Annotated in this window: 24 protein-coding genes; 15 read left to right on the top strand and 9 right to left on the bottom strand. The window is 40.2% G+C overall.

Annotated features, from left to right (window positions below):
• Positions 1-55 precede the first annotated feature (55 nt).
• The 3 genes from murC to CSV74_RS03610 all read left to right on the top strand — a co-directional run bounded on the left by murC (position 56) and on the right by CSV74_RS03610 (position 2,777).
• Entirely contained in the window at positions 56-1,369 is a 1,314-nt protein-coding gene (gene murC, locus CSV74_RS03600; protein WP_099690602.1) for a UDP-N-acetylmuramate--L-alanine ligase, read from the top strand.
• 159 nt (positions 1,370-1,528) lie between these two features.
• Positions 1,529-1,981, top strand: a complete 453-nt coding sequence (locus tag CSV74_RS03605; protein ID WP_029052842.1) for a DUF948 domain-containing protein — start codon at positions 1,529-1,531, stop codon at positions 1,979-1,981.
• A 58-nt stretch (positions 1,982-2,039) separates the two neighbouring features.
• Entirely contained in the window at positions 2,040-2,777 is a 738-nt protein-coding gene (locus CSV74_RS03610) for a YtxH domain-containing protein (RefSeq protein ID WP_099690603.1), read from the top strand.
• Between the two features lie 105 nt (positions 2,778-2,882).
• On the opposite strand, the gene CSV74_RS03615 is transcribed toward CSV74_RS03610, so the two are convergent.
• Positions 2,883-5,018 carry a cell division protein FtsA gene (locus CSV74_RS03615; RefSeq protein WP_369823681.1) on the bottom strand — a complete coding sequence of 712 codons (2,136 nt, stop codon included), beginning with the start codon at positions 5,016-5,018 and terminating at the stop codon, positions 2,883-2,885.
• Between the two features lie 165 nt (positions 5,019-5,183).
• On the opposite strand from CSV74_RS03615, the gene CSV74_RS03620 reads away from it, so the two are divergent.
• Together CSV74_RS03620 and ccpA are read left to right on the top strand one after the other, a co-directional pair.
• Positions 5,184-6,266, top strand: a complete 1,083-nt coding sequence (locus CSV74_RS03620; RefSeq protein WP_029052844.1) for a bifunctional 3-deoxy-7-phosphoheptulonate synthase/chorismate mutase — start codon at positions 5,184-5,186, stop codon at positions 6,264-6,266.
• Positions 6,267-6,400: 134 nt separating this feature from the next.
• On the top strand, positions 6,401-7,402 hold the full coding sequence (ccpA, locus tag CSV74_RS03625; RefSeq protein WP_029052845.1) for a catabolite control protein A: 1,002 nt from the start codon (positions 6,401-6,403) through the stop codon (positions 7,400-7,402).
• Positions 7,403-7,527: 125 nt separating this feature from the next.
• Here the strand turns inward: ccpA and CSV74_RS03630 are convergent, their stop codons facing one another.
• The 4 genes from CSV74_RS03630 to CSV74_RS03645 form a co-directional block, all read right to left on the bottom strand.
• On the bottom strand, positions 7,528-8,682 hold the full coding sequence (locus tag CSV74_RS03630) for an acetoin utilization protein AcuC (protein WP_037561509.1): 1,155 nt from the start codon (positions 8,680-8,682) through the stop codon (positions 7,528-7,530).
• Positions 8,679-9,323, bottom strand: coding sequence for an acetoin utilization AcuB family protein (locus CSV74_RS03635; RefSeq protein ID WP_099690604.1), 645 nt, complete (start codon positions 9,321-9,323; stop codon positions 8,679-8,681). The genes CSV74_RS03630 and CSV74_RS03635 overlap by 4 nt, the downstream gene beginning before the upstream one ends.
• 15 nt (positions 9,324-9,338) lie before the next feature.
• Positions 9,339-9,971, bottom strand: coding sequence for an N-acetyltransferase (locus CSV74_RS03640; protein ID WP_099690605.1), 633 nt, complete (start codon positions 9,969-9,971; stop codon positions 9,339-9,341).
• Between the two features lie 288 nt (positions 9,972-10,259).
• On the bottom strand, positions 10,260-13,202 hold the full coding sequence (locus tag CSV74_RS03645) for a transglycosylase domain-containing protein (RefSeq protein ID WP_099690606.1): 2,943 nt from the start codon (positions 13,200-13,202) through the stop codon (positions 10,260-10,262).
• Positions 13,203-13,572: 370 nt separating this feature from the next.
• Here CSV74_RS03645 and tyrS point away from each other — a divergent pair, with 370 nt between their 5' ends.
• Positions 13,573-14,838 carry a tyrosine--tRNA ligase gene (gene tyrS, locus CSV74_RS03650; RefSeq protein WP_099690607.1) on the top strand — a complete coding sequence of 422 codons (1,266 nt, stop codon included), beginning with the start codon at positions 13,573-13,575 and terminating at the stop codon, positions 14,836-14,838.
• 15 nt (positions 14,839-14,853) lie between these two features.
• A complete protein-coding gene (locus tag CSV74_RS03655) occupies positions 14,854-15,198 on the top strand; it encodes a hypothetical protein (RefSeq protein WP_099690608.1) in 345 nt (114 codons plus the stop codon).
• Positions 15,199-15,358: 160 nt separating this feature from the next.
• Here CSV74_RS03655 and CSV74_RS03660 read toward each other — a convergent pair whose 3' ends face one another.
• On the bottom strand, positions 15,359-15,649 hold the full coding sequence (locus CSV74_RS03660) for a hypothetical protein (RefSeq protein WP_099690609.1): 291 nt from the start codon (positions 15,647-15,649) through the stop codon (positions 15,359-15,361).
• A 269-nt stretch (positions 15,650-15,918) separates the two neighbouring features.
• Between CSV74_RS03660 and CSV74_RS03665 the strand changes: the two genes are divergently transcribed.
• Together CSV74_RS03665 and CSV74_RS03670 are read left to right on the top strand one after the other, a co-directional pair.
• Positions 15,919-16,122 (top strand): hypothetical protein, encoded by a 204-nt coding sequence (locus CSV74_RS03665; protein ID WP_099690610.1) that lies wholly within the window; start codon positions 15,919-15,921, stop codon positions 16,120-16,122.
• A 458-nt stretch (positions 16,123-16,580) separates the two neighbouring features.
• Positions 16,581-17,252: a hypothetical protein gene (locus CSV74_RS03670; protein ID WP_099690611.1), complete on the top strand. Its 672-nt coding sequence runs from the start codon at positions 16,581-16,583 to the stop codon at positions 17,250-17,252.
• 217 nt (positions 17,253-17,469) lie between these two features.
• On the opposite strand, the gene CSV74_RS03675 is transcribed toward CSV74_RS03670, so the two are convergent.
• Both CSV74_RS03675 and CSV74_RS16750 read right to left on the bottom strand, forming a co-directional pair.
• On the bottom strand, positions 17,470-17,667 hold the full coding sequence (locus CSV74_RS03675; RefSeq protein WP_099690612.1) for a hypothetical protein: 198 nt from the start codon (positions 17,665-17,667) through the stop codon (positions 17,470-17,472).
• Between the two features lie 252 nt (positions 17,668-17,919).
• Complete coding sequence (locus CSV74_RS16750) at positions 17,920-18,612, bottom strand: excalibur calcium-binding domain-containing protein (RefSeq protein WP_199170309.1); 693 nt, start codon at positions 18,610-18,612, stop codon at positions 17,920-17,922.
• Between the two features lie 1,084 nt (positions 18,613-19,696).
• On the opposite strand from CSV74_RS16750, the gene CSV74_RS03685 reads away from it, so the two are divergent.
• From CSV74_RS03685 to CSV74_RS03700, 5 genes are all read left to right on the top strand, one after another.
• On the top strand, positions 19,697-19,885 hold the full coding sequence (locus CSV74_RS03685) for an XtrA/YqaO family protein (protein ID WP_099690613.1): 189 nt from the start codon (positions 19,697-19,699) through the stop codon (positions 19,883-19,885).
• A gap of 5 nt (positions 19,886-19,890) precedes the next feature.
• Positions 19,891-20,604, top strand: coding sequence for a hypothetical protein (locus CSV74_RS03690; protein ID WP_099690614.1), 714 nt, complete (start codon positions 19,891-19,893; stop codon positions 20,602-20,604).
• 214 nt (positions 20,605-20,818) lie between these two features.
• Positions 20,819-20,968, top strand: a complete 150-nt coding sequence (locus tag CSV74_RS16580) for a hypothetical protein (protein ID WP_158231741.1) — start codon at positions 20,819-20,821, stop codon at positions 20,966-20,968.
• A 58-nt stretch (positions 20,969-21,026) separates the two neighbouring features.
• Positions 21,027-21,449: a helix-turn-helix transcriptional regulator gene (locus tag CSV74_RS03695; RefSeq protein WP_099690615.1), complete on the top strand. Its 423-nt coding sequence runs from the start codon at positions 21,027-21,029 to the stop codon at positions 21,447-21,449.
• 145 nt (positions 21,450-21,594) lie between these two features.
• Positions 21,595-22,011 carry a hypothetical protein gene (locus tag CSV74_RS03700; RefSeq protein ID WP_099690616.1) on the top strand — a complete coding sequence of 139 codons (417 nt, stop codon included), beginning with the start codon at positions 21,595-21,597 and terminating at the stop codon, positions 22,009-22,011.
• A gap of 277 nt (positions 22,012-22,288) precedes the next feature.
• Here CSV74_RS03700 and rpsD read toward each other — a convergent pair whose 3' ends face one another.
• Positions 22,289-22,891 (bottom strand): 30S ribosomal protein S4, encoded by a 603-nt coding sequence (gene rpsD / locus CSV74_RS03705; protein ID WP_029052863.1) that lies wholly within the window; start codon positions 22,889-22,891, stop codon positions 22,289-22,291.
• 539 nt (positions 22,892-23,430) lie between these two features.
• On the opposite strand from rpsD, the gene megL reads away from it, so the two are divergent.
• Complete coding sequence (gene megL / locus CSV74_RS03710) at positions 23,431-24,621, top strand: methionine gamma-lyase (protein WP_099690617.1); 1,191 nt, start codon at positions 23,431-23,433, stop codon at positions 24,619-24,621.
• Positions 24,622-24,629 lie beyond the last annotated feature (8 nt).

A 24,629-nucleotide genomic window follows, 5' to 3' on the forward strand; every position in this document is an offset into this window, starting at 1 on the left:
TATTAGACGGTTGAAGATAAAAAGTGGGATGAAAGAACTCCCGGGAGGTTTCAATATGACATTGTTACATTTTACTGGCATAAAAGGATCAGGAATGAGTTCCCTTGCCCAGTTGCTACATGACTCTTCTTATAAAGTTCAAGGTTCAGACGTAGAAAAATACTTTTTCACAGAAGATCCCTTACATGAACGAAATATAAAAGTTTTGCCATTTGACGAAAATAATATTCAGCCGGGCATGAAAGTAATTGCAGGAAACGCATTTAAAGATGATCATCCTGAATTACTACGCGCAGAAGAACTAGGGATAGAGGTTATTCGTTATCATGACTTCCTTGGCGACTATATGGAACAATTTACTTCCATCGGGGTTACGGGAACGCATGGTAAAACATCTACAACGGGCTTGCTAGCGCATGTATTGGGTGGCTTTGCGCCAACCTCTTACTTAATTGGAGACGGTACAGGTAAAGGTGTCGAGAATGCGGAGAACTTTGTATTTGAAGCATGTGAATACAAACGTCACTTTTTGGCATACCATCCAGACTATGCGATCATGACGAATATTGATTTCGATCATCCGGATTACTTCACAAGTTTGGATGATATTCTAGACGCTTTCGGACAGATGGCGAGTCAAGTGAAGAAGGCGTTAATCGCTTGCGGTGATGACGATAATCTTCAGAAACTCCAATGTCAGGTTCCAATTGTCTATTATGGCTTGGATTCATCCAATGATTTCTACGCAGCGAATATTGAAAAAGATCAAAATGGCTGCTCGTTTGATGTGTTCATCCGAAATGAATTTTATTATCGTTTCACAATTATGTTGACAGGCGACCATGCTATTCGAAATGCTTTAAGTGTTATTACACTATGTCATTATGAAAATATTCCAGCTGAAATTGTAAACGAACGTTTTGCGACGTTTACGGGCGTGAAAAGACGATTTACGATCATGGAATTAGATGGCCGTGTCATCGTCGACGACTATGCACATCATCCTACTGAAATCCGCGCGACATTGGATTCAGCACGTCAAAAATATCCGAACCGTGAAATAATTGCGGTATTCCAACCGCATACATTTAGCAGAACAGCTGCGTTGCTAAATCAATTTGCAGATAGTCTTTCTGAAGCAGATCATGTGTATTTATGTGATATATTCGGATCTGCAAGAGAGCAAACAGGAAATTTAACGATTCATGATTTAATTGATAAAATTCCTAATTCCCAACATTTGAAAATTGAAGATATGTCAGATTTAGAAGCACATCAAAATTCTGTAATCTTATTTATGGGAGCTGGAGATATCCAGTTGTACTTAAAACAATTTAAGTCTGATATAACGAAAGAAGAAACAGCCTAATCTTTATGAGAGGGCTGTTTCTCATTTTCTTTAAAATTTATTCGTTTCGATAAAGGATATCAACTAGTTATGTCGAACAGGAATATAGGACGAAAAGTTTAGAAACTCTGAAAGAAGGGTAAAGTTTTCGTAAGAATATGCACTAGGAGGATTACGTAAGTGATCAATTTACTTTACGTTGCAGCAGTGATTGCTGCAATCGCATTTCTTATTCTTTGTGTAAGTCTAGCGATGACGCTGGGGTCGTTAAAGACATCTTTACAAAGTGTCTCGCATACAGTAGATGGCTTATCAAAGCAATTAGAAGGAGTGACTACAGAAAGTACGCAACTTCTTCAAAAAACCAATCAGCTGGCCGAAGATTTACAAGGAAAAGCGGACAAGCTGAACACTGTGGTGGATGCGGTAAAAGGAGTAGGTGACTCAGTGAACACGCTCAATCAGTCCGTTCACCGGATTTCCAGCTCAGTAACTACCAAAGCCGAACAACACAGTGACAAAATCGCGCAAGTAGTACAATGGGGAAACGTTGCATTTGGTCTATATGATCAGGTAAAGGAACGGCAACCCGAAAAGTCTGCTGGTTGGACAGTGTACAAATCGCGCTCCTAGTACAAGCATTTTCCTTTAAAATGTACAAAAAACAGTTAATTCACAGGAGGAATAAAAAATGACAGAAAACAAACCGAACTATAACGATAACCAAGGTAACTATTCAAATACTTATGGACAGCCACAATATCCAGCAAACTACACATATCGTTCAACAAATGATCTGTATGATGAAGATAGTAGCAACACAGGTAGTTTCATTGCGGGCGCAATCATTGGTGGAGTAATCGGAGCCGCGACTGCATTATTCTTAGCACCGAAGACGGGCCGTGAAATGCGAGAAGATTTAACTTTGCAAGCTTCACAATTAAAAGATAAGAGTATTGAATTAAGCTCAACGGCAAAAGATAAAGCGGTGGAGTTATCCAGTGCGGCGAAAGATTACACAGCTGACTTTACGGATACAGCAAAAGAAAAAACTACAGCTTTCACTACAGCTGCAAGAGAGAAGACTTCTGAGTTATCTCATAACTTACAAGAGCAATCAGGACAGCTAGTAGATAAAGTGAAATCTGCTACATCAAAAGCTAGCATTCCAATGGATGATGGTACGGTATCATCTGAAGGGGAAGAAGCAACTGATTATAAAAGTGCAAAAGAAAACAATGAAAAATCTGGAGAACTTTCAAAAGTAAAAGATGCTTCAAACAAAACTGAAGATCAAGTTAAAGCTGTCAAATCGTCAAACCAAAACAAAGACAACAAATCTCCTAAAGCAGATACTTCTGCTAAAAAGGATACTAATCAGTCCAAAGCAAACAACTCATCTTCAAACAACAAAGTTCATTCTAAATAATAGAAAAAACCTTCCTTCACAGGAAGGTTTTTTCTATGCGTACCTTTAGATAAAAGAGTCATAGGAAAAAGCTACGCTGTGCGATTTTTCTGCACAGCGTAGCTTTTATTCGAATATAATCTCTAGTTGATCTCCACCGAATATTATTTCATTGAAGCGAATGGAATCGCCATTACGCAATAATCGATAGTTGGCAGTAGGGTGAGAGGGTAATGAAAAATCAGTGAATGAAAATATATCACTGAATAGTATAGGAGAGCTGGGTAAGGACTTGAACTCCACCTTGTCGTCAGATTGTACTTGGTAGTCAAGACTCGCCAGTTGTCCGTTTACATAAGTGGCAGTTCGTTGTTTTGTAATCACCACAGGTTCTTCATTGAATGTAACATCGGCACGTTCTTCTAGAATGATATCCAAATCCTTCGCTATTTCTTTCAATGAAAGAAAAGAAGGCTGATACGTCTCTATGACATCGTTTGCGTGAATCTGATAATCGTCTGAGACTTCTTGTCCGTTTACAGTATAAGTGGTCTCACGCTTCCTCAGACGGTGGGGAGTTCCGTTCCATGTAATGGTGAACGGCTCTGTCCATGGAGTTACAGGAGACGTGATTACATCTTGAATTCTATTCGCTAGATTCACTGTCAGTTCATTCCGATCAGCAATCTTAGTATCCATTGTAACAGGCTTTCCATTCAGCAAAATTTGACCTGTAATCTTCTGAGTTACCCCGTCCAACTGATAATGAATGGATTCAGGCGCCTCTACCAAGTCTCTGACTGTCGCTGAGGCGTCTGTGCCGTCTTTACCGAACAATAGCTCAATGCTATCTAGATTGCCAACACGATCCTTAGTGCCAGCTTCAGTGCCGTTTAACAAGATGGTCGTAGAAGAGCCGTGCTCGCCAGGAAGTGTTCTCCACTGCCCGTTTACTTTTACAGTTAGTGCCAGTCCAGGTCTACCGTATAACTGACGAGCGGTAATGCGGGCTGCTAGCAGTGCGTCGCCTACTGTAAGCTCTTTTAGTTCGAATAATCGAATGGATTGGTCGTTGACTGTTAAGGAAATGTAATGAATTGGAGCTCTTTGCGCTGCGATCGCAATACCAATTGGCGTTACGAGTGCAGGAGAGGCTTCGATTTGTTCAGAAAGTGTAACGCCTGAAAGCGCATCGAGACTTCGGATGGCTACGCGGTTCTCTGGAAGGTCTAGTTGCGTACTCACTTCTTTCGTTAGAGTAGGGGTTAATCCTCCACCTCCAACAATCATCACGGCTTGCGGAGAAGAGTGATGATTCAATCGTTTGATTTCATTCGCAATGGACAACGCGAGATGTTTCACTGACGGTCTGATGACATCAATCACTTCTCCTGAAGGTATTTCTTGTTTAAATCCTAAAATGTCATGAACTGTCAAGACATCGTGTTCAAGGATTTGTCGTTTCATTTGTTCAGCTAAAGGAAAGTCGAGCAAATAATGTGTACTTAGTGCTTCGGTCATTTCGTCTCCTGCAACAGGTACCATTCCATATGCCGTCACGGTATTTTCCCTGACAATGGCAATATCTGACGTGCCAGCCCCGATATCGACTAATGCGATATTCAATCTTCTCATGGAAGGGGGAACGAGCACATGAATAGCAGCGATCGGCTCGAGTGTTAAAGCTTCCATTTCCAAATCGGCACGCTTTAACGCGGCGAGTAAGGATTCCACAACTACTCGTGGTAAGAATGTGGCAATGACTTCTACGTTCGCTGATTTCCCCGTTTGATCTATAAGGCTACCAATCTTTTCATCTTGCAATTTATAATATAAGACAGAATAACCAACGCAGTAATAGTGATCATCCTCTTGCGATTGATGAGCGGATAGTAATTTTTCTTGTGCATGTTGGACAGCTGATAATTCCAATCGATTAATATCTTCTTTTGAAATTAAAGTACGATCTGAAATATCCACCGTTACCGTTCCTTCTGCTGTTTTCAATGAACGACCAGCTGCTGCAACACTGACACGTTTCAGGGGACCGTGAATTTGCTCTAATTCTTCTTTAATTTCTTGAATAATGGATGCGACGCTTAAAATATTATGTATTTGCCCATCAATCATCGATCGCTCTTTATGTTCTTTTGAAATCAAGTCTACAATATGGAATGAATCATTCTGTTCTTCCAGTATAATGCCCACAACCGAGCGAGTCCCGATATCAAGAGCGAATAACTTAGTAACCAGGATTTCCAACCTCTTTTCAAGTTTTTTCTATGTGAAAATAGCGAATATTTATTTATTCGATGAAATTGCGTGACTTTTCTAAGAGTATTCATTATACTAGGTCTATTATATAAAAATGTACCATAGATTCCGGTGTTAGAAAAGGAAGATATGTACGGGGAGGAGACAGGTATTATGAGCAAGCAAGATTTAGGTGAGTTGAGAGGTACTATTGATCAGTTGAACTTAGATATTCTTAAATTGATCAATGAACGTACAGGCGTTATCCAAGAAATTGGTAAGTTAAAAGAAAAGCAAGGTGTTAATAGATATGATCCGGTTCGCGAACGCGAGATGCTCAACGTCTTGAAGAAGGTAAACCATGGTCCTTTACCAGACGGTATCCTTGAACAGGTATTTAAATCTATTTTCATGTCAGCACTTGAAGTACAACAAGATGAGCAGAAGAATGCATTGCTCGTATCCCGTACTAAAAAGCCTGAAGACACGATTGTTGACGTAAACGGCCATAAAATCGGAGATGGACATCCTTCTTTCGTATTTGGACCTTGTGCAGTAGAATCTTACGAACAGGTGTTGGCAGTAGCAAAGTCAATCAAAGCAAAAGGATTAACGATGATTCGTGGAGGAGCTTACAAGCCGCGTACATCTCCATATGATTTCCAAGGTTTAGGCCTGGAAGGTTTGAAAATTCTTAAGCGAGTTGCAGATGAAACTGGACTTTCTATCGTCACAGAAATCATTACACCATCACACTTGGAAGAAGCACTCGAATACATCGATGTAATCCAAATCGGTGCACGTAACATGCAGAACTTTGAATTGCTGAAAGAAGCTGGAATGGTCAATAAGCCAGTACTTCTAAAGCGTGGAATGTCTGCAACGATTTCTGAGTTCGTCAATGCAGCTGAATATATTATATCTAAAGGTAATACGGAGATTATGCTATGTGAGCGAGGAATTCGTACATATGAGACGGCAACTCGAAATACGCTGGACATCTCTGCTGTTCCCATCTTGAAGCAAGAAACGCACTTACCGGTATTCGTGGATGTTACACACTCCACTGGCCGTAAAGATTTATTGCTTCCGACAGCGAAAGCAGCAATTGCAGTAGGAGCAGACGGCGTTATGGCAGAGGTTCATCCTGACCCAGCCGTAGCATTATCGGATTCAGCGCAGCAAATGGATATTGAGCAGTTTGACAAGTTCTATGAAGAGATTACTCGCTTCATGAACACACACCAAACGATCTAAAACATCCAACACCGATCCTTTATTCGTAAAGGTCGGTGTTTTTCTGTATAGAATGACAGAATTCTGCACAGAAAAACACAAAAGTCCAGTAGAACACGGTATACTAGTAAAGAATAAAGACAGGAGGAGCAAAAATGGCGATCACTATTTACGATGTAGCAAGAGAAGCGAACGTATCGATGGCAACGGTTTCACGTGTAGTGAACGGCAATCAAAACGTGAAGCCGGCGACTCGCAAAAAAGTATTGGACTGTATTGAACGATTGGGATACCGGCCAAACGCCGTCGCTCGTGGACTGGCCAGCAAGCGTACTACGACGATCGGAGTAATTGTCCCTGATATGTCCAAGAGTTACTACGCAGAGCTATCCAGAGGGATTGCAGACGTTGCCACGATGTATGAGTACAATATCATCATCTCCAACTCGGACAAGAGTACATCTCGAGAAGTTGAGTTGTTTGAAGATCATTTAGGTAAGCAAGTAGACGGACTGATCTTCATGAGTGATTCTATTTCACCTGAAGTACGTAAGGAAATGAAAACAGCGAATGTTCCAATCGTCTTGGCAGGGACGTTGGATTTTGAAACCAATTTACCCTCTGTCAATATTGACCATGAACAGGCTGCATATGAAGTAACAAAGAAGTTGATCGACAATGGCCATAAGCGTATTGCGTTTGTTTCGGGACCGTTTACGCGGGACATCAATCGTGTGTGCAAGCGTGTTGGGTATATTCGAGCGTTGGAAGAAGCGGGGATGATGATTGATGAGTCATTGATCGTGGAAACTGACAATACGTATGACGATGCGTATGAAAGCTGGAATGTGCTAGGGAAGCTTTCTGATCGACCGACGGCTGTCATGACGAGTAGTGACGAAGTTGCAATTGGTATTATGAATGGTGTGCGGGATGAGAATCTTAGAATTCCTGAGGATTTAGAGATCATTTGTTTCCAACACTCTATTCTTGCGCGTATTGTTCGTCCACAGTTGACTGCGATTGTCGTGCCATTGTATGACCTAGGTGCCGTATCGATGCGTTTGTTGACGAAGTTGATGAATAAGGAAGAAGTGGAAGAGACCGAGGTTGTGCTACCTTATTATTTGGAAGAGCGGCAGTCGGTTAAGAAGTAAAGTAGGAGTTGTCGCCTGTAACGATGATTTACTGGTGTTGTGTGCTGAACCTAAAACACTACTACCTCCTTTTTGAATAATATAAAGACAAAAAGCAACTTATCGCGAAGATAAGTTGCTTTTTATTAGGATTTACGAATGACGTGCAAAGCTCTCGTTAGCATTTGCTCGTTTTTTTCGTTGATATCATTTTTACGAGGGACTGGTTCGTATAGGTCCACAGGGTCTTCCCACGTCTCAATAAGGGGAACTGGGGATTCGGGTTGCCATTTGTTTAACCAGGCTTCTGGAAGTCGTCCGGTTGGTGTTGGGATGTCTTTCATAGTGAGCCATAGGTGCGACCATGCACGTGGTACTACGCGCCAGATATCGTATCCACCACCGCCAATTGCGATCCATTTCCCGTCACAGAATTCTTCTGCGAGTTCTTTTGCTAGTTTCGGAATTTCTTCGTAGATCTTCATTGTGCTATACAGATGCGTGAGTGGATCAAAGTAGTGCGCATCTGCTCCATTTTGGGTTAGAATAACGTCTGGCTTGAAGTGTTCTGCTACTTCCCGCAAGGCAGTTTTATAAATATGTAGGAAAGATTCGTCTTCCGTAAATGCATCTACAGGGAAGTTGAATGACGTACCATAACCTGCACCATTTCCTCGTTCTGTCACATTGCCTGTACCGGGAAACAAGTAGCGGCCTGTTTCATGGATAGAGAATGTACAAACATTTGGATCATCGTAAAACGTCCATTGCACGCCGTCACCATGGTGAGCATCGGTATCTACGTATAATACACGCGCTCCATATTTTTGCTGTAAGTATTTGATAGCTACTGAACTATCGTTATAAATACAAAAGCCAGAAGCTTTCCCTTGGAAGCCGTGATGCAAGCCACCGCCGAGGTTCAGCGCATATCTTGAACGACCTTCCATTACTTCTTCGATTGCTGTAAGTGTACCGCCCACGAGTAGTGCACTCGCTTCATGCATGCCGGTGAAGAATGGTGTATCTTCCGTACCAATTCCGTAGATACTACCGATATTTTCGCTGACATCGCCTTTACTAGCTTTTTTTACAATTTCGATATATTTTGCGTCATGAGCCAGAAGCAATTCTTCATCTGTGGCTGTGCGCGGAATGACAATTTCATCAGGCTTGATGGTATTCATTTCATCTAGTAAATCCTTTGTCAAAATAATTCGCTTTTGATTAAAAGGATGGGTATCCGAAAATTCATAGTTTAGTTGGTCAGGAGAAAAGATAAAGCTCGCTTGTTTTTTCATACGCCCATCTCCGGTTCGCTTGGCCAAAGAACTTCGAATCCTTGCGATTTTAATCCTTCGATGATCGGGAGAGGGTTCATTCGTTTGATGCGGATTGCTAGAATTTTGTACTCTTCATTATCTTGATAAGGATAAACTAGTACACTGAGCACGTTCGTATTGTGATCATGAAATACTTTAGATGCTTCATATAAAATACCGGGCGTGTTCGGAACGCGGATTTGAATATGTGAACTTGGCTGATTGGCACCCGTTAATTCAATATAGTTATAGAGTAGATCTGTTTTAGTAAGAATACCGACTAGCTGATAGTTAGACACGATGGGTAAACAACCAATTTCATACGTATAAAACATTAACGCAGCTTCTTCCGCAAAGTCCCGCGGATGTCCGATTAATAAATCGGTTTTCATAATTTTATCGAGTGTTGTTTCATAAAGTGAAGGTTCCAATCTCTCTGAAATGCTTGAAGGAGAAGCTTCTTTGACGTCACGGTCTGTAACCAGTCCTTCTATCCGCCCATCTTTCACAATCGGGATGTGGCGGATCCGTTTCTCCTTCATCAGTTGTACCGCATCTGCAATCGTATGCGTAGAATGAAGCGTAATTACGTCTTTTTTCATAATGTCCTGTATTAGCATGATCATTCCTCACTTTCAGTAATTAACACGATGTTTGAAGCGCACACGATCAAAGCGTTCGATGGATTCTTGATCGACTCGTTTTCCGATTCTCGCCATTAATGCATTGGCAGGGTGGGAGCAAACTTCGGGATCGTCAGTGGAGAAAAACTCCATGCCGCCTGCACGCATCATTTTTTCCATCATGTTGCGATAATCCCATACGTTCAAACCAGTTCCTTTTAAATCCCAGTGCCAATAATATTCAGTCGTAATAATAATATAATCTTCCATAGCATCATCTAGCATCGATAATTCCAGTAAGGATTTACCGATACGTGCGCCGCGATAAGCAGCAACTACTTCGACGGCGCCTAGTTCTATTAAGTTGGCCAATTCGGCTTCATACCAGCGTTCGAGTGAATCGGGATATAGAAACGTAACATACCCAACAACCATATTCTCGATTCTCGCTACATTGATCCGGCCTTCAGGAAACGCAGCGATTTTCACCAATGCTTCTTGTTGTTGTTTAGATGGACGGAATGCTTTCAATCCTTCGTGAAATTCAAACGATGCCAGTCGCTCTGATGAAACAGGCCCTTCAATGATCAGTTCCCCTTCGTCATGCGGAAATGTTCTGGAAAAGTAGGTCTTTTTATGTTCCACAAAGTTCACCTCTTCCTAATATATCTACCCGTTATACGCTCAAGTACTCGCTGTAAGTTCGATCCGTGTTGCTCTGTGTTAAGTATACAATTGATCGGATGGAAAAGTATATTATTATCATTAAATCACAGAATTGTCGGTAATTATATTTGGGGCCGTACATAATAAGTGGAGAGAGGAAGGAGTCGCAACGAATAAGAGATGACGGTTTTCCATTCGTACTGGCAAAAACCTTTATAGACAAAACAAAACCGGATTACATTATAAAATGGTAATCCGGTTTGTGAGTTATTCTTTTGCTGCAGGAGTCGCATCCGGCTTTGGCTCCGGTGTAACTTCTGGCTTTGTTTCTGGTTTTGGTTCTGGTGTAGCTTCCGGTTTAGTTTCCGGCTTTGATTCAGATTCTGTATCTGGCTTTGCATCGGGCTTCGTTTCTGGAGTTGTCGTTCCTGGTTTTGTTCCAGAATTCGTATCTGGTTTCGGCTCTGCTTTTGGTGCAGCAGTGGTTACCGTGTTCGAAGGCCCTGATAGTAGGCCAGTAATATCCACTGCACGCACGTAATATGAACCATATCCGACTTTATACGATCTGGAAGCTCCGTCACGAACTGTACCGATTCTGACACCGTTTTGATAAATGTAATAACCGATTACATCATTTGAAGAGGAGCCAGTCCATGTAAGAACTGAACCATTTTGTCCTGCTGATACGGCTGCAGGTGGCACATTATCTGCAGGGAAGGTTGATCCTGCGACACTGTTTGAATAAGCACCACGACCTGCAAGTAGTTTGGAAGCATCTCCGCCCAAACGTCCGAGCATGCGCTTGCCATATTCAGTAGTTACGCCAATTCCTCCTGATGTGACAAATTCACGTGGAGTAGAAGCTAACGCCTGATAGAGTTTACCATTCACTCGAACTGCCGAAGACGAAACTATACTGTCATCCACTTTTGTCGGCACCATCTTTTTCGAATTAAATAAATCCGATCGGACGAGTCCAGCTGCTGAACAAGCTTTGGAAGGAGCAAGTCCCGAAATGCCACAGAATGAACGTGTGACGACGCCGTTAGGGCGCTTAAAGGTATCTCTTGCTTTAATCGTTTCTGGTATCACGGTATTAGCTGTATTCATCAATTGTCCGTACAATCTTGCTGTCCGTTCTGATGGATGCATTTGACCACTGTTGTAGCCGTGATATAACGGTGTATTTCTATTTTTATAACCCATCCAAACACCAAGCGATACATTTGGATTATAGCCTACAAGCCAAGCATCTCCGTAATGCTGGGATGTTCCCGTCTTCGCAGCTAAATCCGGACGGAAATTCATAAAGCCAGGTAATCTTGCGGCAGTACCGTTACCTTTTAATACATCACGCATCATATCGGTGATGATATAAGAAGTTTCCGGGCTGAACACTTCCACTGGTTCCGCTTTGTGTTCAAATACTATATTACCTTTCATGTCTTCAATTCGTTCGATCATATACGAATCGATGAATTGACCGCCATTGGCAAATGTAGCGAAAGCGTTTGTGTTTTCCTCTACTGTGACATCCATAGTACCTAATGCTGCAGAAAGACCACTGCCTGCTTGATCTGTAGCATTTGTGAATTTCATTTTCTTAAGGAAATCGATTGGGTTTCTATCTATTATTTGGTCATATAGACGTATAGTAGATAGGTTTTGTGAACGTGCAAGTGATTCACGAGCTGGCAATACTCCAAGCTCACGGTCGAAATAGTTACCAGGTGAATAGCTGCCTCTTCTAAACTTCACATCGACTAGCGGACTACCTGCACCAATCACACCATATTCGATAGCGGGTGCATAAACCAATAATGGTTTCATGGAAGATCCGTTTTGACGGTAAGCTTGAGTAGAGTGATTCAATGCTTCGAGTTCGTAATTACGTCCGCCGACGAATGAAAGGACTTTACCTGTATGATTCTCGATCATTGTTGCACCGACTTGAACAGGATTTTCCTTCGTAATCGTCTTGCCTGATTCTTCATCTACTGTTTCAGAAGTATACGTGTATCCGTAGTACCGGAAGCTGTCAGCCACTTCATTCATTTTGTCATACAGCTCTTTGTTGATCGTAGAGAAGATACGATAGCCGTCTGTTCGCATGGAACGGTCTGCCATGATTTCGTATTTTTCCTTGATCTTGGAATCACCTTCAAAACGGTCCGCGTCTATGCCATCTTTTTCAGCTAATACTTTAGCTAAAATTTCGATTGTGCGATTTTGGATTTCCTGTGTGACATACGGATAACGTTCCGTTGCACGGCGTGAAGGTTGTCTAAAGTCTTTCGTTACATCGTAAGCTTTTGCTTCCTTCCATTCTGCATCCGTAATATAACCTGCATCACGCATCCTGAACAATACCGTTTTCATTCGGTTGACACCATGCATAAGTTTTTCCCGTTCTTTAATACCTTGGTTTTTACTGTAGAATGGCGTGTATGTATAAGGAGCTTGTGGAATACCCGCAATATACGCAGCTTGCGGTAAGCTTAACTCAGCGGCTTTAATGCCAAAGATTCCACGTGCGGCTGTTTCAATGCCGGCAATATTTTGTCCCGAAACATCACGACCATAAGGAATGATGTTCAAGTACGCTTCTAGTATTTCGTCCTTCGTCATGAAGTGTTCTAAGCGCATAGCCAACAAGATTTCTTTAGCTTTACGTTCATATGAAACTTCATTCGTCAAAATTTGGTTTTTCACTAATTGCTGAGTGAGTGTCGATCCGCCTGTTTGACTGTCTGAGTTCGTAACGTCTTGAAATACGCCGCGGAATATCGCTTTAGGCACGATACCTTTGTGTTCTTTAAAGTACTCATCTTCAGTAGCCAGAACAGCGTCCAATGCATACTGTGACACTTTATCTAGCGTAATTTGTCGGCGCTCGATGTCCGAGTTAATCTTGCCTAGATAAACACTGTCTGCAAAGTACATTTCAGATGTTTCTTCATAATTAAACACTTGATCCCGAAGTTCTTCCTTAGTACGTAACGGTTCTTTCGCAACGAGAGAAGCGAAATATCCTGCACCAACTGAACTTGCAAATACGGCCCCAATGACGGCGAAGATAATGAGTAAAATAAACAAGTTCCAAAGTACGCCGGTTCCGATGCGAAGTTTTTTGGCCCAAGGCTCTTTTTTCGCTTGTTCAAACTTATCTTCAAGTTGCTTAATTCTATTATTCTTTTCGTTATTCAAAGTTTTTCTCCCCCCAAAAATCTTTCTCATTATATCACAGATTCAAGAGGAAATATGCAATAATTGTTGACTTTCATTGGAAGTTGGGTAAAATTGAACTCATACGAAATTACATGTCGAAAAAACCGAAGTAGTGATAGTGAGTTCCGTTCTAGAGAGACAGCGGTTGGTGGAAGCTGTGCGGTGCACTATACATGAATTACAGTTTTGGAGTGTACGTTTTGCGCAACGTTATTAGCGCCTCAAAGCCGGAGAGTTTCACTCTCAAGCCGGGTGGTACCGCGTTATAAATTACTCAACTAACGTCCCTGCATGATCAATTACTGATCGTGTGGGGACTTTTTATGTTGAAAATAGGAGGAAATAGAACATGTCAAATGAATTAATGGATGATTTACGTTGGAGAGGTTTGCTATACCAGCAGACGAATGAAGAAGGTCTTGAGAAGCTTCTAACAGACGAGAAGATTTCTCTTTACTGTGGGGTAGACCCGACAGCAGATAGTATGCACATCGGTCATATCGTACCATTGCTGACGCTGCGTCGCTTCCAGTTACACGGACACCAGCCGATTCTATTGATCGGTGGCGCTACAGGGATGATCGGGGATCCATCAGGACGCTCTGAAGAACGCCAATTGCAAACGACGGATCAAGTAGACGATAATGTTCGTGGAATTAAAAAACAACTAGAAATGATCTTTGATTTCCAAACAGAAAATGGCGCAAAACTTGTTAATAATAATGACTGGATCGGTTCCATGTCATTGATCGAATTCTTGCGTGATTACGGTAAATTGCTAAGCGTCAATTACATGCTAGCAAAAGATAATGTTGCGTCTCGTTTAGATCAAGGGATTTCCTTCACGGAATTCTCGTATATGTTGATGCAAGGTGCGGACTTCAACCACTTATACGATAACCATAATTGCCGCGTGCAAATCGGTGGATCAGATCAGTGGGGGAATATCACGACAGGTCTAGAAGTCATCCGTAAAATGCATGATGAAGAAGTACAAGCATACGGATTTACGATTCCATTAGTAACAAAAGCAGATGGCACGAAGTTCGGTAAATCTGCTGGCGGCGCGGTATGGCTCGATGCAAAGAAAACTTCTCCATATGAGTTTTACCAATTCTGGATCAACGCAGCAGACGCAGACGTTGTGAAATACTTGAAAATCTTCACATTCCTAAGCCGTGAAGAAATCGAAGCACTTGAAGTATCCGTACAAGAAGAGCCACATTTACGTAAAGCACAAAAGACGTTGGCAGTAGAAATGACGCGCTTAGTTCACGGTCAAGACTCACTTGATCAAGCACTACGTATTTCTGCAGCACTATTTAGCGGTGACTTAAAAGCATTAACGGCTACTGAAATGAAAGATGCGTTTAAAGATGTACCGACTGTAGAAATGGAAAAAGCGGATCAAAACATCGTTGATTTCATTGTGCAAGCGGGTGTATCTCCATCGAAACGCCAGGCACGTGAAGATGTAACAAACGGTGCGATTTCCTTTAACGGTGAGCGTATTACAGATACAGCCTTCACAGTAGGGGCGGAGCAACGTTTGGAAGACGCATTCACCATTGTGAGACGTGGGAAAAAGAAGTATAGTATGGTGAAGTTTGTTTAACTAGGAGATCATGAATTGAAAAAAGAGTATATGATGTACGCCATGACATTAGGTTTAATAGGCGACGCGATTAATGAAATGATCGATGCGGTGGAAGTGAAAAGCCCAGAAGGTGTTAAACGCGCCGCAAAGCTATTTTCTAGTGTAGCGACCACCATGAAAGAAGAAACACCTCCTGACATTTTCGCGATTGAGCATCAGGAATTGGTCGAAGCTTTTACACTGTGGAACGTAGCGAACAAGCAAGCGACCGCTATGCGTTCTGAAAATATCGTTGAAGCTGCATCAGCCGCTTTAAATAAGCATGAAGGTTTTTTGGTCATTATTATGGACCGAATTTATGAGAAGTTACGCAATTAATATTGGGTGAAAAGGCATCTCTTCGGAGGTGTCTTTTTTGCGTTAGAAATAAAAACCTTAACGGATAGCAGGAATCATAAAAAGTGCCTATGCAAAACAGTCATATTCGCTTGAACGAACGGAGAAGTTTGATACATAAGCACTGTAAAATAATGCGTTTTTATTTAGTTAACAACTTTTTGATTATGCGAATATCTGTGTCGTGGTCGTTTAGTAAGCGCTGAGTCTTACGCATATCATCAGATTTTACTTTGTTGAATAAAATCTGTTCAGAGAACGTATCGATTTTCTGGCTATTGGCAACAGACCTTACAACTTGTTCGGAAATAGCTTGCTTCATAGATATTTGTTCTTCTTTGATTATGGAAATATCGGTCTTAAGAGAAGAAATATCTTGCTCCATATTGCTTACTTTGTCTACCAAGAGTTCAAGAAGTTCACGATCTGTCATGGAAATCCTCCTTTTGTTTTTATACCTACATTTTTACAATAGATGCATACTTGAGGGGTAATTACTTTTTATTTGTTTTTTATCATATCATGTTTCACGTGACTTGTACAGAACGTATATTCGTAATAAATAGCGTTCTAAAGAAATTGTTTGCGCAATGACAATCCTGAACGTTCAAGAAAATCTGAAAACATAGCGCTAAAATCCTCAACATAAAAGGGTTCTCCTTCTCTATGTCGAATACTGTAGGATAGAGGGAAGTGAGAAGTTTGAAAAAGTACAGAGTACATTACCACTTTGCGGGCGCTGAAAGTATTGTAAGAATAGTTGAAGCGGCAGATCAAGAAGATGCTTTAGGGATAGCAACAAATTCCCGAAGCAATGATATTGTTTTTACTGATAGTAAAGGGACGTTATATTGTTTCTTTTATAGAGATGTAAAATATGTTTCAGTTGCGGAAGATAGGTCGTAAACAGCAGAAATATTATTTTTTGCTAAATAATAATTCGGAGCGTCCTTTAGAGGGACGTTCTTTTTATTTGTTCTATTAACTCCTCACAAAGAAGGTTTGCCTCTTCACGTTACATAATAAAAAATACATGTAAATATAGTTTTTTGGCACGTTTCAAAATGGTACAACGGACGTATCATCTAGAAACGAAGGAGCGTACCAATGTGAAACGACACATCGTATCATATTGGTACGGCCTATAACCAAAGAACTTAAGAATTAAAGAATTAAAGAATAAAGATATTGTCGAGAAGCATCTCGACGTCTAATATTTCGCAGTTCATTTTTTACTGAGAAAAAATTTGCACACCTAGTATCCTTTTTGCTTCTCAGCTCTATATAGTGTGCAAAGCTATCCTGGTGGTATTTTGTAACTTGAAGCCAAAAACTACGTCTACGTTCAAAAGGAGTGGAGAATTATGAGAAAACGAATGCTGCTACTTCCTGTTTTTTTATTACTAACAGCTTGCTCTTTCAATCCATCTTCGCAGAACACGATTATTGACTGGGTAGATTTTGTGAAATGGAATGATACGACGTATGGAGCGAACTATGAAATAAATGAGCTTGAAAAAGATTGGGAAACTGTTGGAGAAGTAGGAGAAGTGCAGTATATGTTGAATGGTCACGCGGATGCCAATCATCAGTCTAAAAATGGAGATGCTGCTTACTTGTCAAAAGGGACGAAATTATTCGCAATGAAGGGGTATGATCCTGCATTTCGGATTATAGCGGACGGTAAAGTATACGAAGTAACTGAATCGGATACTGCTGAGACGGTTGGGGATTTTTTAGATATTAGAGGGAAAGTACAGCGGGTTATTTTACAAAGTGAGCAAGATTTATCGTTCATCGGGGAGTTTTCGGATGAGCATGCGGAGCGGCTGATTGCAGAATTGCTGATCATGCCGTATGAACCAGATAAGCGTGCGACGGAAGGTGAGCGAGTGTTTTTTGGAATGGAACTAGTAGATGGGACGATGACTAGATCAGTTTATTGGCCGGAGACGGGTTATGTTCATTATGGTGGGGTGGCTTCTCAAACGATTAAAGACATATTTGAGGCTGAGATGAAGGAGTATGATTACTGAAGAAAATTGATAAATATAAAAAATATGAGAAGAAATCATGATTGTTTAAGCAAATTATGATAGTTTGGCGTGCAGGTACTCTATATAAATGGAAACCGCCTTGGTCAAAGGAGACATAACTGAAAAAGAGAATTAACATACAAATGCATATACCACACCGAAAGAAGCACCTGCAAAGTAAGATGTATTTTCATGAGAAAAAGAGCCATTCAAGGCTCTAGTGATCTTCTTTAGATTTCTTTAGACACTCTACAAAATGATATACAATATCGTTAAAGGAAAACTCATTATCTTCAATGGTGTATACAATGATGTTTGCATCGCTATCGTATCTCTTATTGAAAACCGGCTTTACATGGTTATTCTGAATTAAAGCTTTAGCAAGTTCTACTGCCAACCTTTTATTACCATCCAAAAAAACACCTCCTAGGTGATTGTATTTGAATGATTAGGAGAATATGAAAGTCGTACAATTGTTGGGGGATACGACGGAAGCATATAAGGAACTTCCATCGTAAAAACTACTCGTATAATAAATAAACTATAATAAGGTACGTGACATGGAGTTACTTCAGTTGATGTGACCTATAAAAGTTAGAGCCATTTAAGTGATTAAAAGAAGAGCATAGGAATGTAGAGAATAGTTTTCATTGCAACTTCAAGAAAATCATTCACACCCGACGCCATCGCCATCACGATCTAAGTGAGGGCCATATCCAGGATCATCAGAATATACAGGTGCAGCTCCTGCAGCTTTTGCTGCTGTACAATTCTGATAATATGATTGGCTTGTATTTGAAACAGAATCATTAGAAGAGTATCCTGATTCGTTACTAGATAAACTTGCGACTGACGGCGAATTATTGCTTGCAATCTCATCTTTCAGAGTACTAACTTCATCTGACAAATTCGAGTTTTTCGCCTTTAGCTCAGTGATTTCCTTTTCAAACACTTTACTTTTTGCTTCATGAGTCATTTGCTTGTCTTTTAAATCTTTTGCTATTTTATCTGAACTAGACAGTTTCGTAGTTAAATTATCAATCTCTTTATTCGCACTTGTACTTTCTGCCACTAATTCTTTATTTTCTTTTTGGAGTTCTATATACAACAAGTTTAATTCTTCATTTTCTGCATTCAAATCAATATTTTTCTGTAGAGCTTTTTCAAGATCAGCTTTAACATGTAGATCTGTATAAACAGCTCCGACAATGAACAATATTAGCCCGCCAGTTAAGGCAGGATAGAAGATCTTACCTGATAAAGCTCGGTTTCTATCTTTTATCTTTTTTAGTAAATGGTAGGCTAGATAGATTAATGAAAACATAAATATAAGCATACCTACTGCTGCAATTGCTAGCACATTATCACCTCATTAGTATTTTTATGAGAATTAATAGCAATAAAAAATGATTACTTAATTCTGATTTATTAATTATACATCAGAAGCATTAATTTATTTATGGTTAATTATGAAATTTGTGTCAACATTTCCATTGAAAAGACAGGATGTATCATGATTATAATTTTTTCTCGAAAATTACTGGTGTCGCATTAAAACAAAGAATAAGAGTGTTTAACTCTGAATACTCTTTAATTACTTTTTTACAAAACGGCTGACTTCTTTTTACTTGAAGATAGAAGAATATGGATGGAATGTTTCGAACGTATTCATGCGATGTTAGCGAACTTCTATAGTCACTTTATTTAATGCACAAAAAACCCCGCCAACCGAGATAAATATCTCAGCTGACGGGGTTTCTTTATTATTAACGAGAGTAATTTTGGACAGTATGAAAACCTCTTGATATCAATGGCTCCACGACTACTTGATTGAAACCTCCCTCAGAATCTTCCCCAAACGACTACAAAAGAGCTTCTTTCAGAGCGATATTGAATGCTTCCACCGAAGCGACTTGTAGCTCTTTGAACGAGTGGCCATAAACTAGTCTGACGAGTGTAACAGTGAAGTAGAAAGAGAAGATGATATAATTTGAGACTGAAAAGTACATGTGCTATTTGGTGATTTAGGAGAAGGTGTTTATATATAGGTCAAGGATCAGTTAAAAGGAGAAAGAATGTCCATGGTCATTAGTTGGGGATTAGAGGAAGTTACTGCGTAGTTCAACTAGACAATACAGGAGTGGAATGAAAAAGAGAATTAACTCCAGTATTTTTCAAGCGCTTCATCTGAAATGTAAGAGAGTAGTTTACTTATGTCATCTAACTCAAGCGCAGTCATTATTATAGCTAGATGGGACAATGTGACTCTTTCAATTTTATTCCGGACTAGATTGGATATCATTTCGGAGCGGATCAGGAAATGAGGAGTGAGATTGAGCAACAGAGACCTGGGTTGTATGGGAATTGAAGATTTGACCAAATAAAAAAAGACAGAGATTTCTTCCCGTCGTAGCTGACATTATTGTATCGCATGGAGGGGTCTGTTGAATGTGGAAAATTTGTCTATTGATGGGCAAGGTAGGTTAGAAATTGATATAATGGCATTACCAATGAACTGTGTTGTGGTGATTTCGGAGGGCGTTGCTAAATTACGAGAATTGCCAGACCATGGTGAATATAAGATTGTGACGCATCAGGGTAAAGTCAGAAGGATGCGGAGGGAAGAAGGGTAAGAGTTGTGAGTAATAAAAAACTTGAAAATAGTATGTTGTGGATATTGTGCATAGTATTATTGTCGTCAATTTTTACGATAGTATTTTTATTAGATTTAAGCATATTCCCTGTAATTACATTTGACTTTTCAGCTTCAGCAGCTCTAATTACTTCTGTGATTACACTATTTACCTTATTAGAAATTCGGAAGCAAAGAATAAAAACGTACGAACCTTCAATGGTGATTAAAAGGGAAACACATAAATATTCTTTTGAAAAACCCTTTTATAACCAAGTTGAAATCAGTTTGTTGAACATCGGTTATGGATCAGCTAAAAACATTCATATAAAATGGGAATATGAAGAAGTAGTGAATGACATTACTGACAGTGCTCATGATTTTAACAAAACCGTAATGGTAGTTGGAGAGGCGGTAGTGCATATTGAAAATGATAGGAAACAGCATATTGATTATATTTTACCTATTAGTGTTGACTCAGAACCGTATAAAATTCGAATTCCACTAATCCTTACTTATCACATTCTTAATAAATATATGGAGCTTTATAAAAAAAATGATTTGAACAGAATCTCTGATTATAAAATACCTTTTTCCATTGTTTATTATGATATTAATGATGACAAACATGTATTGAAGTATGCGTTAAAAATCTGTATGAGCTATATCGATAAAGGCTCAAATATTATTGGGATAGATACCTCAGTATCTAGAGAATAAGTCCGCCCTGGCCAACCAGAGGACAACATTTGATTGCAGCATTGCGCTGCGTCATTTGTTGTCCTCTTTTTTATTTCAAAAAAGGAGTGAATGATATGAGTCTAACAAAAAATATAATTTGAACCCTCGTATTAGTAGCGGTCTAATATGGGCACGCATTGTTCATTTTTGCTGCAACCCTAATTGCGTTCTTGCAAGGTTGGAGGGATGACGAATGAATAAAAGCATGAAAGATCAACTCGTTGAAAAAGGGTTCATGCAGCCTGTTAAACGAGAGATAGAGAAAAAGGATACTAGGACAAGTAATAAGCGCAATGAACGATTAAGTGAGTGGGAATTAGCCGAATTGATTGGGATTAATTGAGATACCTATAGACGAGGGCCAAGTGGAACAATTCGTAGACGATAAGAGGGGGATCAACATGACGGAAAAGCAAATTGAGGAACTTTTGAAAGATTATCATTGGATGGTCAATTCTGTCCGAGTTATGCGTGAGAATTTACAAGAGGCAGGCGGGAAATTAACTGCACAATATGGAATTGAAGCGGCAATGCCGAAAGCTCAAGGTGGATCTAGTGACCCTGTTTACACAGAAGTAGCCAGACGATCTAAACATTTCAAAACGATTGAGGGTTACGAAAACAAAATCAAAATGATTCAAAAGCATATCCACATCATCCAGGACACAAGAAAAAAGGAAGTATTACATTGGATATTAGGAGGTAAAGGTTACTCATGGATTGCTAGACACATGGGGTTATCTCACACGCATATCAAGAGATTCTTCTCGTCTATCGCTAAAAAAATTTCTAAAGATGTTCAAGATGTTCAAAAGTGTATTTAGTTCAGAAGTTTGCATATGGATAAAAGTTTTATATTGAGAGGACGCGTATTACCAATAGACAAACCCTGAACCCTATACATGACTATTAATGAAATAGAGGATTCCCACCATCTTTGACGAGTATTGTCAGTAGGAGGTGAAGTGAATGTCTATTAAATTGACACCACAAATTAAAACGTATGCATCTGAGGTAGCAAATATTGGAGGATGTATGAAGACTACCGCGGATAAGTTCGGCGTAGCTGCCGAAAGAAAAGTCAACGATATTGATGGGATAAAACGTAAGAGAGAAGAGTATCTCGTTCTTCTAAAAGAATTTGAATCACAAAAGGAAACATTGGTAAAACTGAATGCTCCTACGTTACTTGAAAAAGAACATGAGCAGCTTCTAATTAGTTTTATTAAATACGTTGCCGCCACTGAAAAGGCTATCAGTAGCTTGGATATCGAGAATGTGAAAACGGACGAAAATCTTTTACGGGAAGCACAAGACCTGCAGTGGGAAGCTTCAAGAGAAATTGTTCAAATTAGCAATGCGATGGCTAATAAATTAGGAATATAAAAAAATATTTAAGCGTCTCTTCGGAGAAGCTTATTCTAGATGTTCGACTTAAGGCAAAGGGGTCTTGGAGGGGCGTTTATGAGAGGACCTATTAATTATACCGAGAGGTTTTGCGAGAGAAGTTGCAAAGAACTATTCAAAAGGCGGCAGAAACAGTAGACCGCCTGACAATTCAGGCTGTTTAGATCTCATCTTCATATAAATAGAAAAACCCTTGAAACGTAGCTGTTAAGCTGTTTCAAGGGTTTTAAATACTAACGTTTATTAGGTGTTCTAATTAACGAGAGTAGAATTCAACGATCAATGCTTCGTTGATTTCAGCAGCTAATTCGCCGCGCTCTGGAAGGCGTACGAATGTACCTTTTTTCGTATCTTTATCGAAAGTTACGAAGTCTGGAACGAAGTTGTTCACTTCTAGTGCTTCTTCGATAGCAGTCAAGTTTTGAGATTTCTCACGAAGAGAGATTTCAGAACCTGGCTTTACTGCGAATGAAGGGATGTCAACGCGCTTGCCGTCTACCAAGATGTGACCGTGGTTGACTAGCTGACGAGCTGCACGACGAGTGCGTGCAAGACCCATGCGGTAAACAACGCTGTCTAGGCGAGCTTCAAGAAGGATCATGAAGTTTTCACCGTGAATACCTTGCATTTTACCAGCTTTGTTGAAAAGTGTGCGGAATTGACGTTCGTTTACTCCGTACATAAAGCGTAGTTTTTGTTTTTCTTGTAATTGCATTCCGTATTCGGAAAGTTTTTTACGTTGGTTTGGACCGTGTTGTCCTGGTGCGTATGGACGCTTTTCAATTTCTTTACCAGTGCCTGTTAGTGAGATACCTAAACGGCGTGACAATTTCCAAGATGGACCTGTATATCGAGCCATGAGAGACTCCTCCTCTGTTGGTTTTATTTTGTTGTAAAATAAGACCAGATATGTTCAATCCATCTGCCATTCTATAATCTTGCAACTTCGCCCCTGCAGCCTCGAGGTTACGTGGTGCACCTTGAAAAAGGAATAGACTGGACAAAATAGAACACATAACTGCTGCGAATATTTTACACAAAGCATAGCATACCAATTTATTGACTATTGGTCAAGCATTTCATTTTAAGAAGATGAATTAAAAGAATGTACTCCAGTTTTTTAAAACGATAATTACTACAACAGTTAGCGGATTGTTGTGGAAGGTGGCGAGTGCAAAGATGTGCTCCTAACACTTCACTTTTACTCGCAAAAGCCGTTCTTCGTTACGGCGTTTCCACCTGGAACAGAAATCAACGTTTTTTAACTAGTTACAAATTTCTTTATTCAACTTATAATAGATGGAAGTTCATGCTCTTTCGTTTTTCAAACAATCGATGTACACTGTAGTAAAGCGCTTTCATTAAGACGTGAATAAGCTATAACAAGGAGGAATCAGCATGAAGAAGAATAACAACTGGCACAAAGAGACGGCGATGATTCATGAAGGTTACGACGACAAGGATCATCAAGGAAGTCTGGCGGTGCCGCTGTATCAGACCTCAACCTATGTATTTGATTCGGCTGAACAAGGCGAGCGGCGTTTTGCGGGTGAAGAAGCGGGGAATATTTATTCTCGTTTAGGAAATCCGACGGTCGCGGTGCTTGAAGACCGTATTGCTAAGATGGAGGAGGGCGGAGCAGGTCTCGCATTTGCTTCCGGTATGGCAGCGGTCAGTGCGGTGCTCGTTCATTTGACGAAGGCGAATGATCATATAATTTGCTCGCGTGGGATTTATGGTTGCACATTCGGATTCTTAAAAATATTAGAAGAAAAGTATAATATTACGCATGATTTAATTTCCATGAAAACAGAACAAGAGATTGAAAAAGCGGTGAAGCCTGAGACTACATGTATATATGTAGAAACGCCAATCAATCCGACGATGGAGCTAGTTGATCTCGAAGCGGTAGTCAATGTAGCCAAGCGTCATAATTTGAAAGTGGTAGTGGATAATACATTCTGCTCACCTTATATCCAAACACCGTTGACGTTCGGCGTAGATTATGTACTTCATAGCGCGACGAAATACATTAATGGACACGGTGACGTAATTGCAGGACTGCTCGTAGGTAATGATGCAGACGAGATGGCGAAGATTCGTGGTACAGTGTTAAAAGATTTCGGCGGTATTATTTCACCTTTCGATGCGTGGCTGTTGTTACGCGGCATTAAGACATTACCTATTCGTATGGATCGACATTCAGCCAATGCCAAAATTATTTTTGACTATTTACAGAAGCACCCGAAAGTAGAAGAAGTATTCTATCCGTTTGACGATCAGCATCCCCAGTATGAGATTGCGAAGAAGCAGATGAAAATGGGTGGAGGGTTGATTTCCTTTACGATCAAAGGTGGAAAAGAAGATGCGCAGAAGTTGTTGAATCATTTATCGCTCGTCAAATTGGCGGTGAGTTTGGGCGACGCGGAGACGCTTATGCAGCATCCAGCGACGATGACACACTCTGCTGTGCCAAAAGAAGATCGCGAGAAGATGGGGGTGTCGGATACGTTACTACGCTTATCTGTAGGTCTAGAGCATATGGATGATATCATGGCAGACTTAGATCAAGCGTTTGAAGCGACCTGAATTGAAAA

The sequence above is a fragment of the Sporosarcina sp. P19 genome, from assembly GCF_002743165.1.
Taxonomy (GTDB): Bacteria; Bacillota; Bacilli; order Bacillales_A; family Planococcaceae; genus Sporosarcina; species Sporosarcina ureae.

Coding starts and splice junctions, on each gene's coding strand:
- murC (WP_099690602.1), top strand. CDS start 56: ATGACATTGTTACATTTTACTGGCATAAAAGGATCAGGAATGAGTTCC.
- CSV74_RS03610 (WP_099690603.1), top strand. CDS start 2,040: ATGACAGAAAACAAACCGAACTATAACGATAACCAAGGTAACTATTCA.
- CSV74_RS03620 (WP_029052844.1), top strand. CDS start 5,184: ATGAGCAAGCAAGATTTAGGTGAGTTGAGAGGTACTATTGATCAGTTG.
- ccpA (WP_029052845.1), top strand. CDS start 6,401: ATGGCGATCACTATTTACGATGTAGCAAGAGAAGCGAACGTATCGATG.
- CSV74_RS03630 (WP_037561509.1), bottom strand. CDS start 8,682: ATGAAAAAACAAGCGAGCTTTATCTTTTCTCCTGACCAACTAAACTAT.
- CSV74_RS03635 (WP_099690604.1), bottom strand. CDS start 9,323: ATGCTAATACAGGACATTATGAAAAAAGACGTAATTACGCTTCATTCT.
- tyrS (WP_099690607.1), top strand. CDS start 13,573: ATGTCAAATGAATTAATGGATGATTTACGTTGGAGAGGTTTGCTATAC.
- CSV74_RS03660 (WP_099690609.1), bottom strand. CDS start 15,649: ATGACAGATCGTGAACTTCTTGAACTCTTGGTAGACAAAGTAAGCAAT.
- CSV74_RS03670 (WP_099690611.1), top strand. CDS start 16,581: ATGAGAAAACGAATGCTGCTACTTCCTGTTTTTTTATTACTAACAGCT.
- CSV74_RS16580 (WP_158231741.1), top strand. CDS start 20,819: ATGAATAAAAGCATGAAAGATCAACTCGTTGAAAAAGGGTTCATGCAG.
- CSV74_RS03695 (WP_099690615.1), top strand. CDS start 21,027: ATGACGGAAAAGCAAATTGAGGAACTTTTGAAAGATTATCATTGGATG.
- CSV74_RS03700 (WP_099690616.1), top strand. CDS start 21,595: ATGTCTATTAAATTGACACCACAAATTAAAACGTATGCATCTGAGGTA.
- rpsD (WP_029052863.1), bottom strand. CDS start 22,891: ATGGCTCGATATACAGGTCCATCTTGGAAATTGTCACGCCGTTTAGGT.
- megL (WP_099690617.1), top strand. CDS start 23,431: ATGAAGAAGAATAACAACTGGCACAAAGAGACGGCGATGATTCATGAA.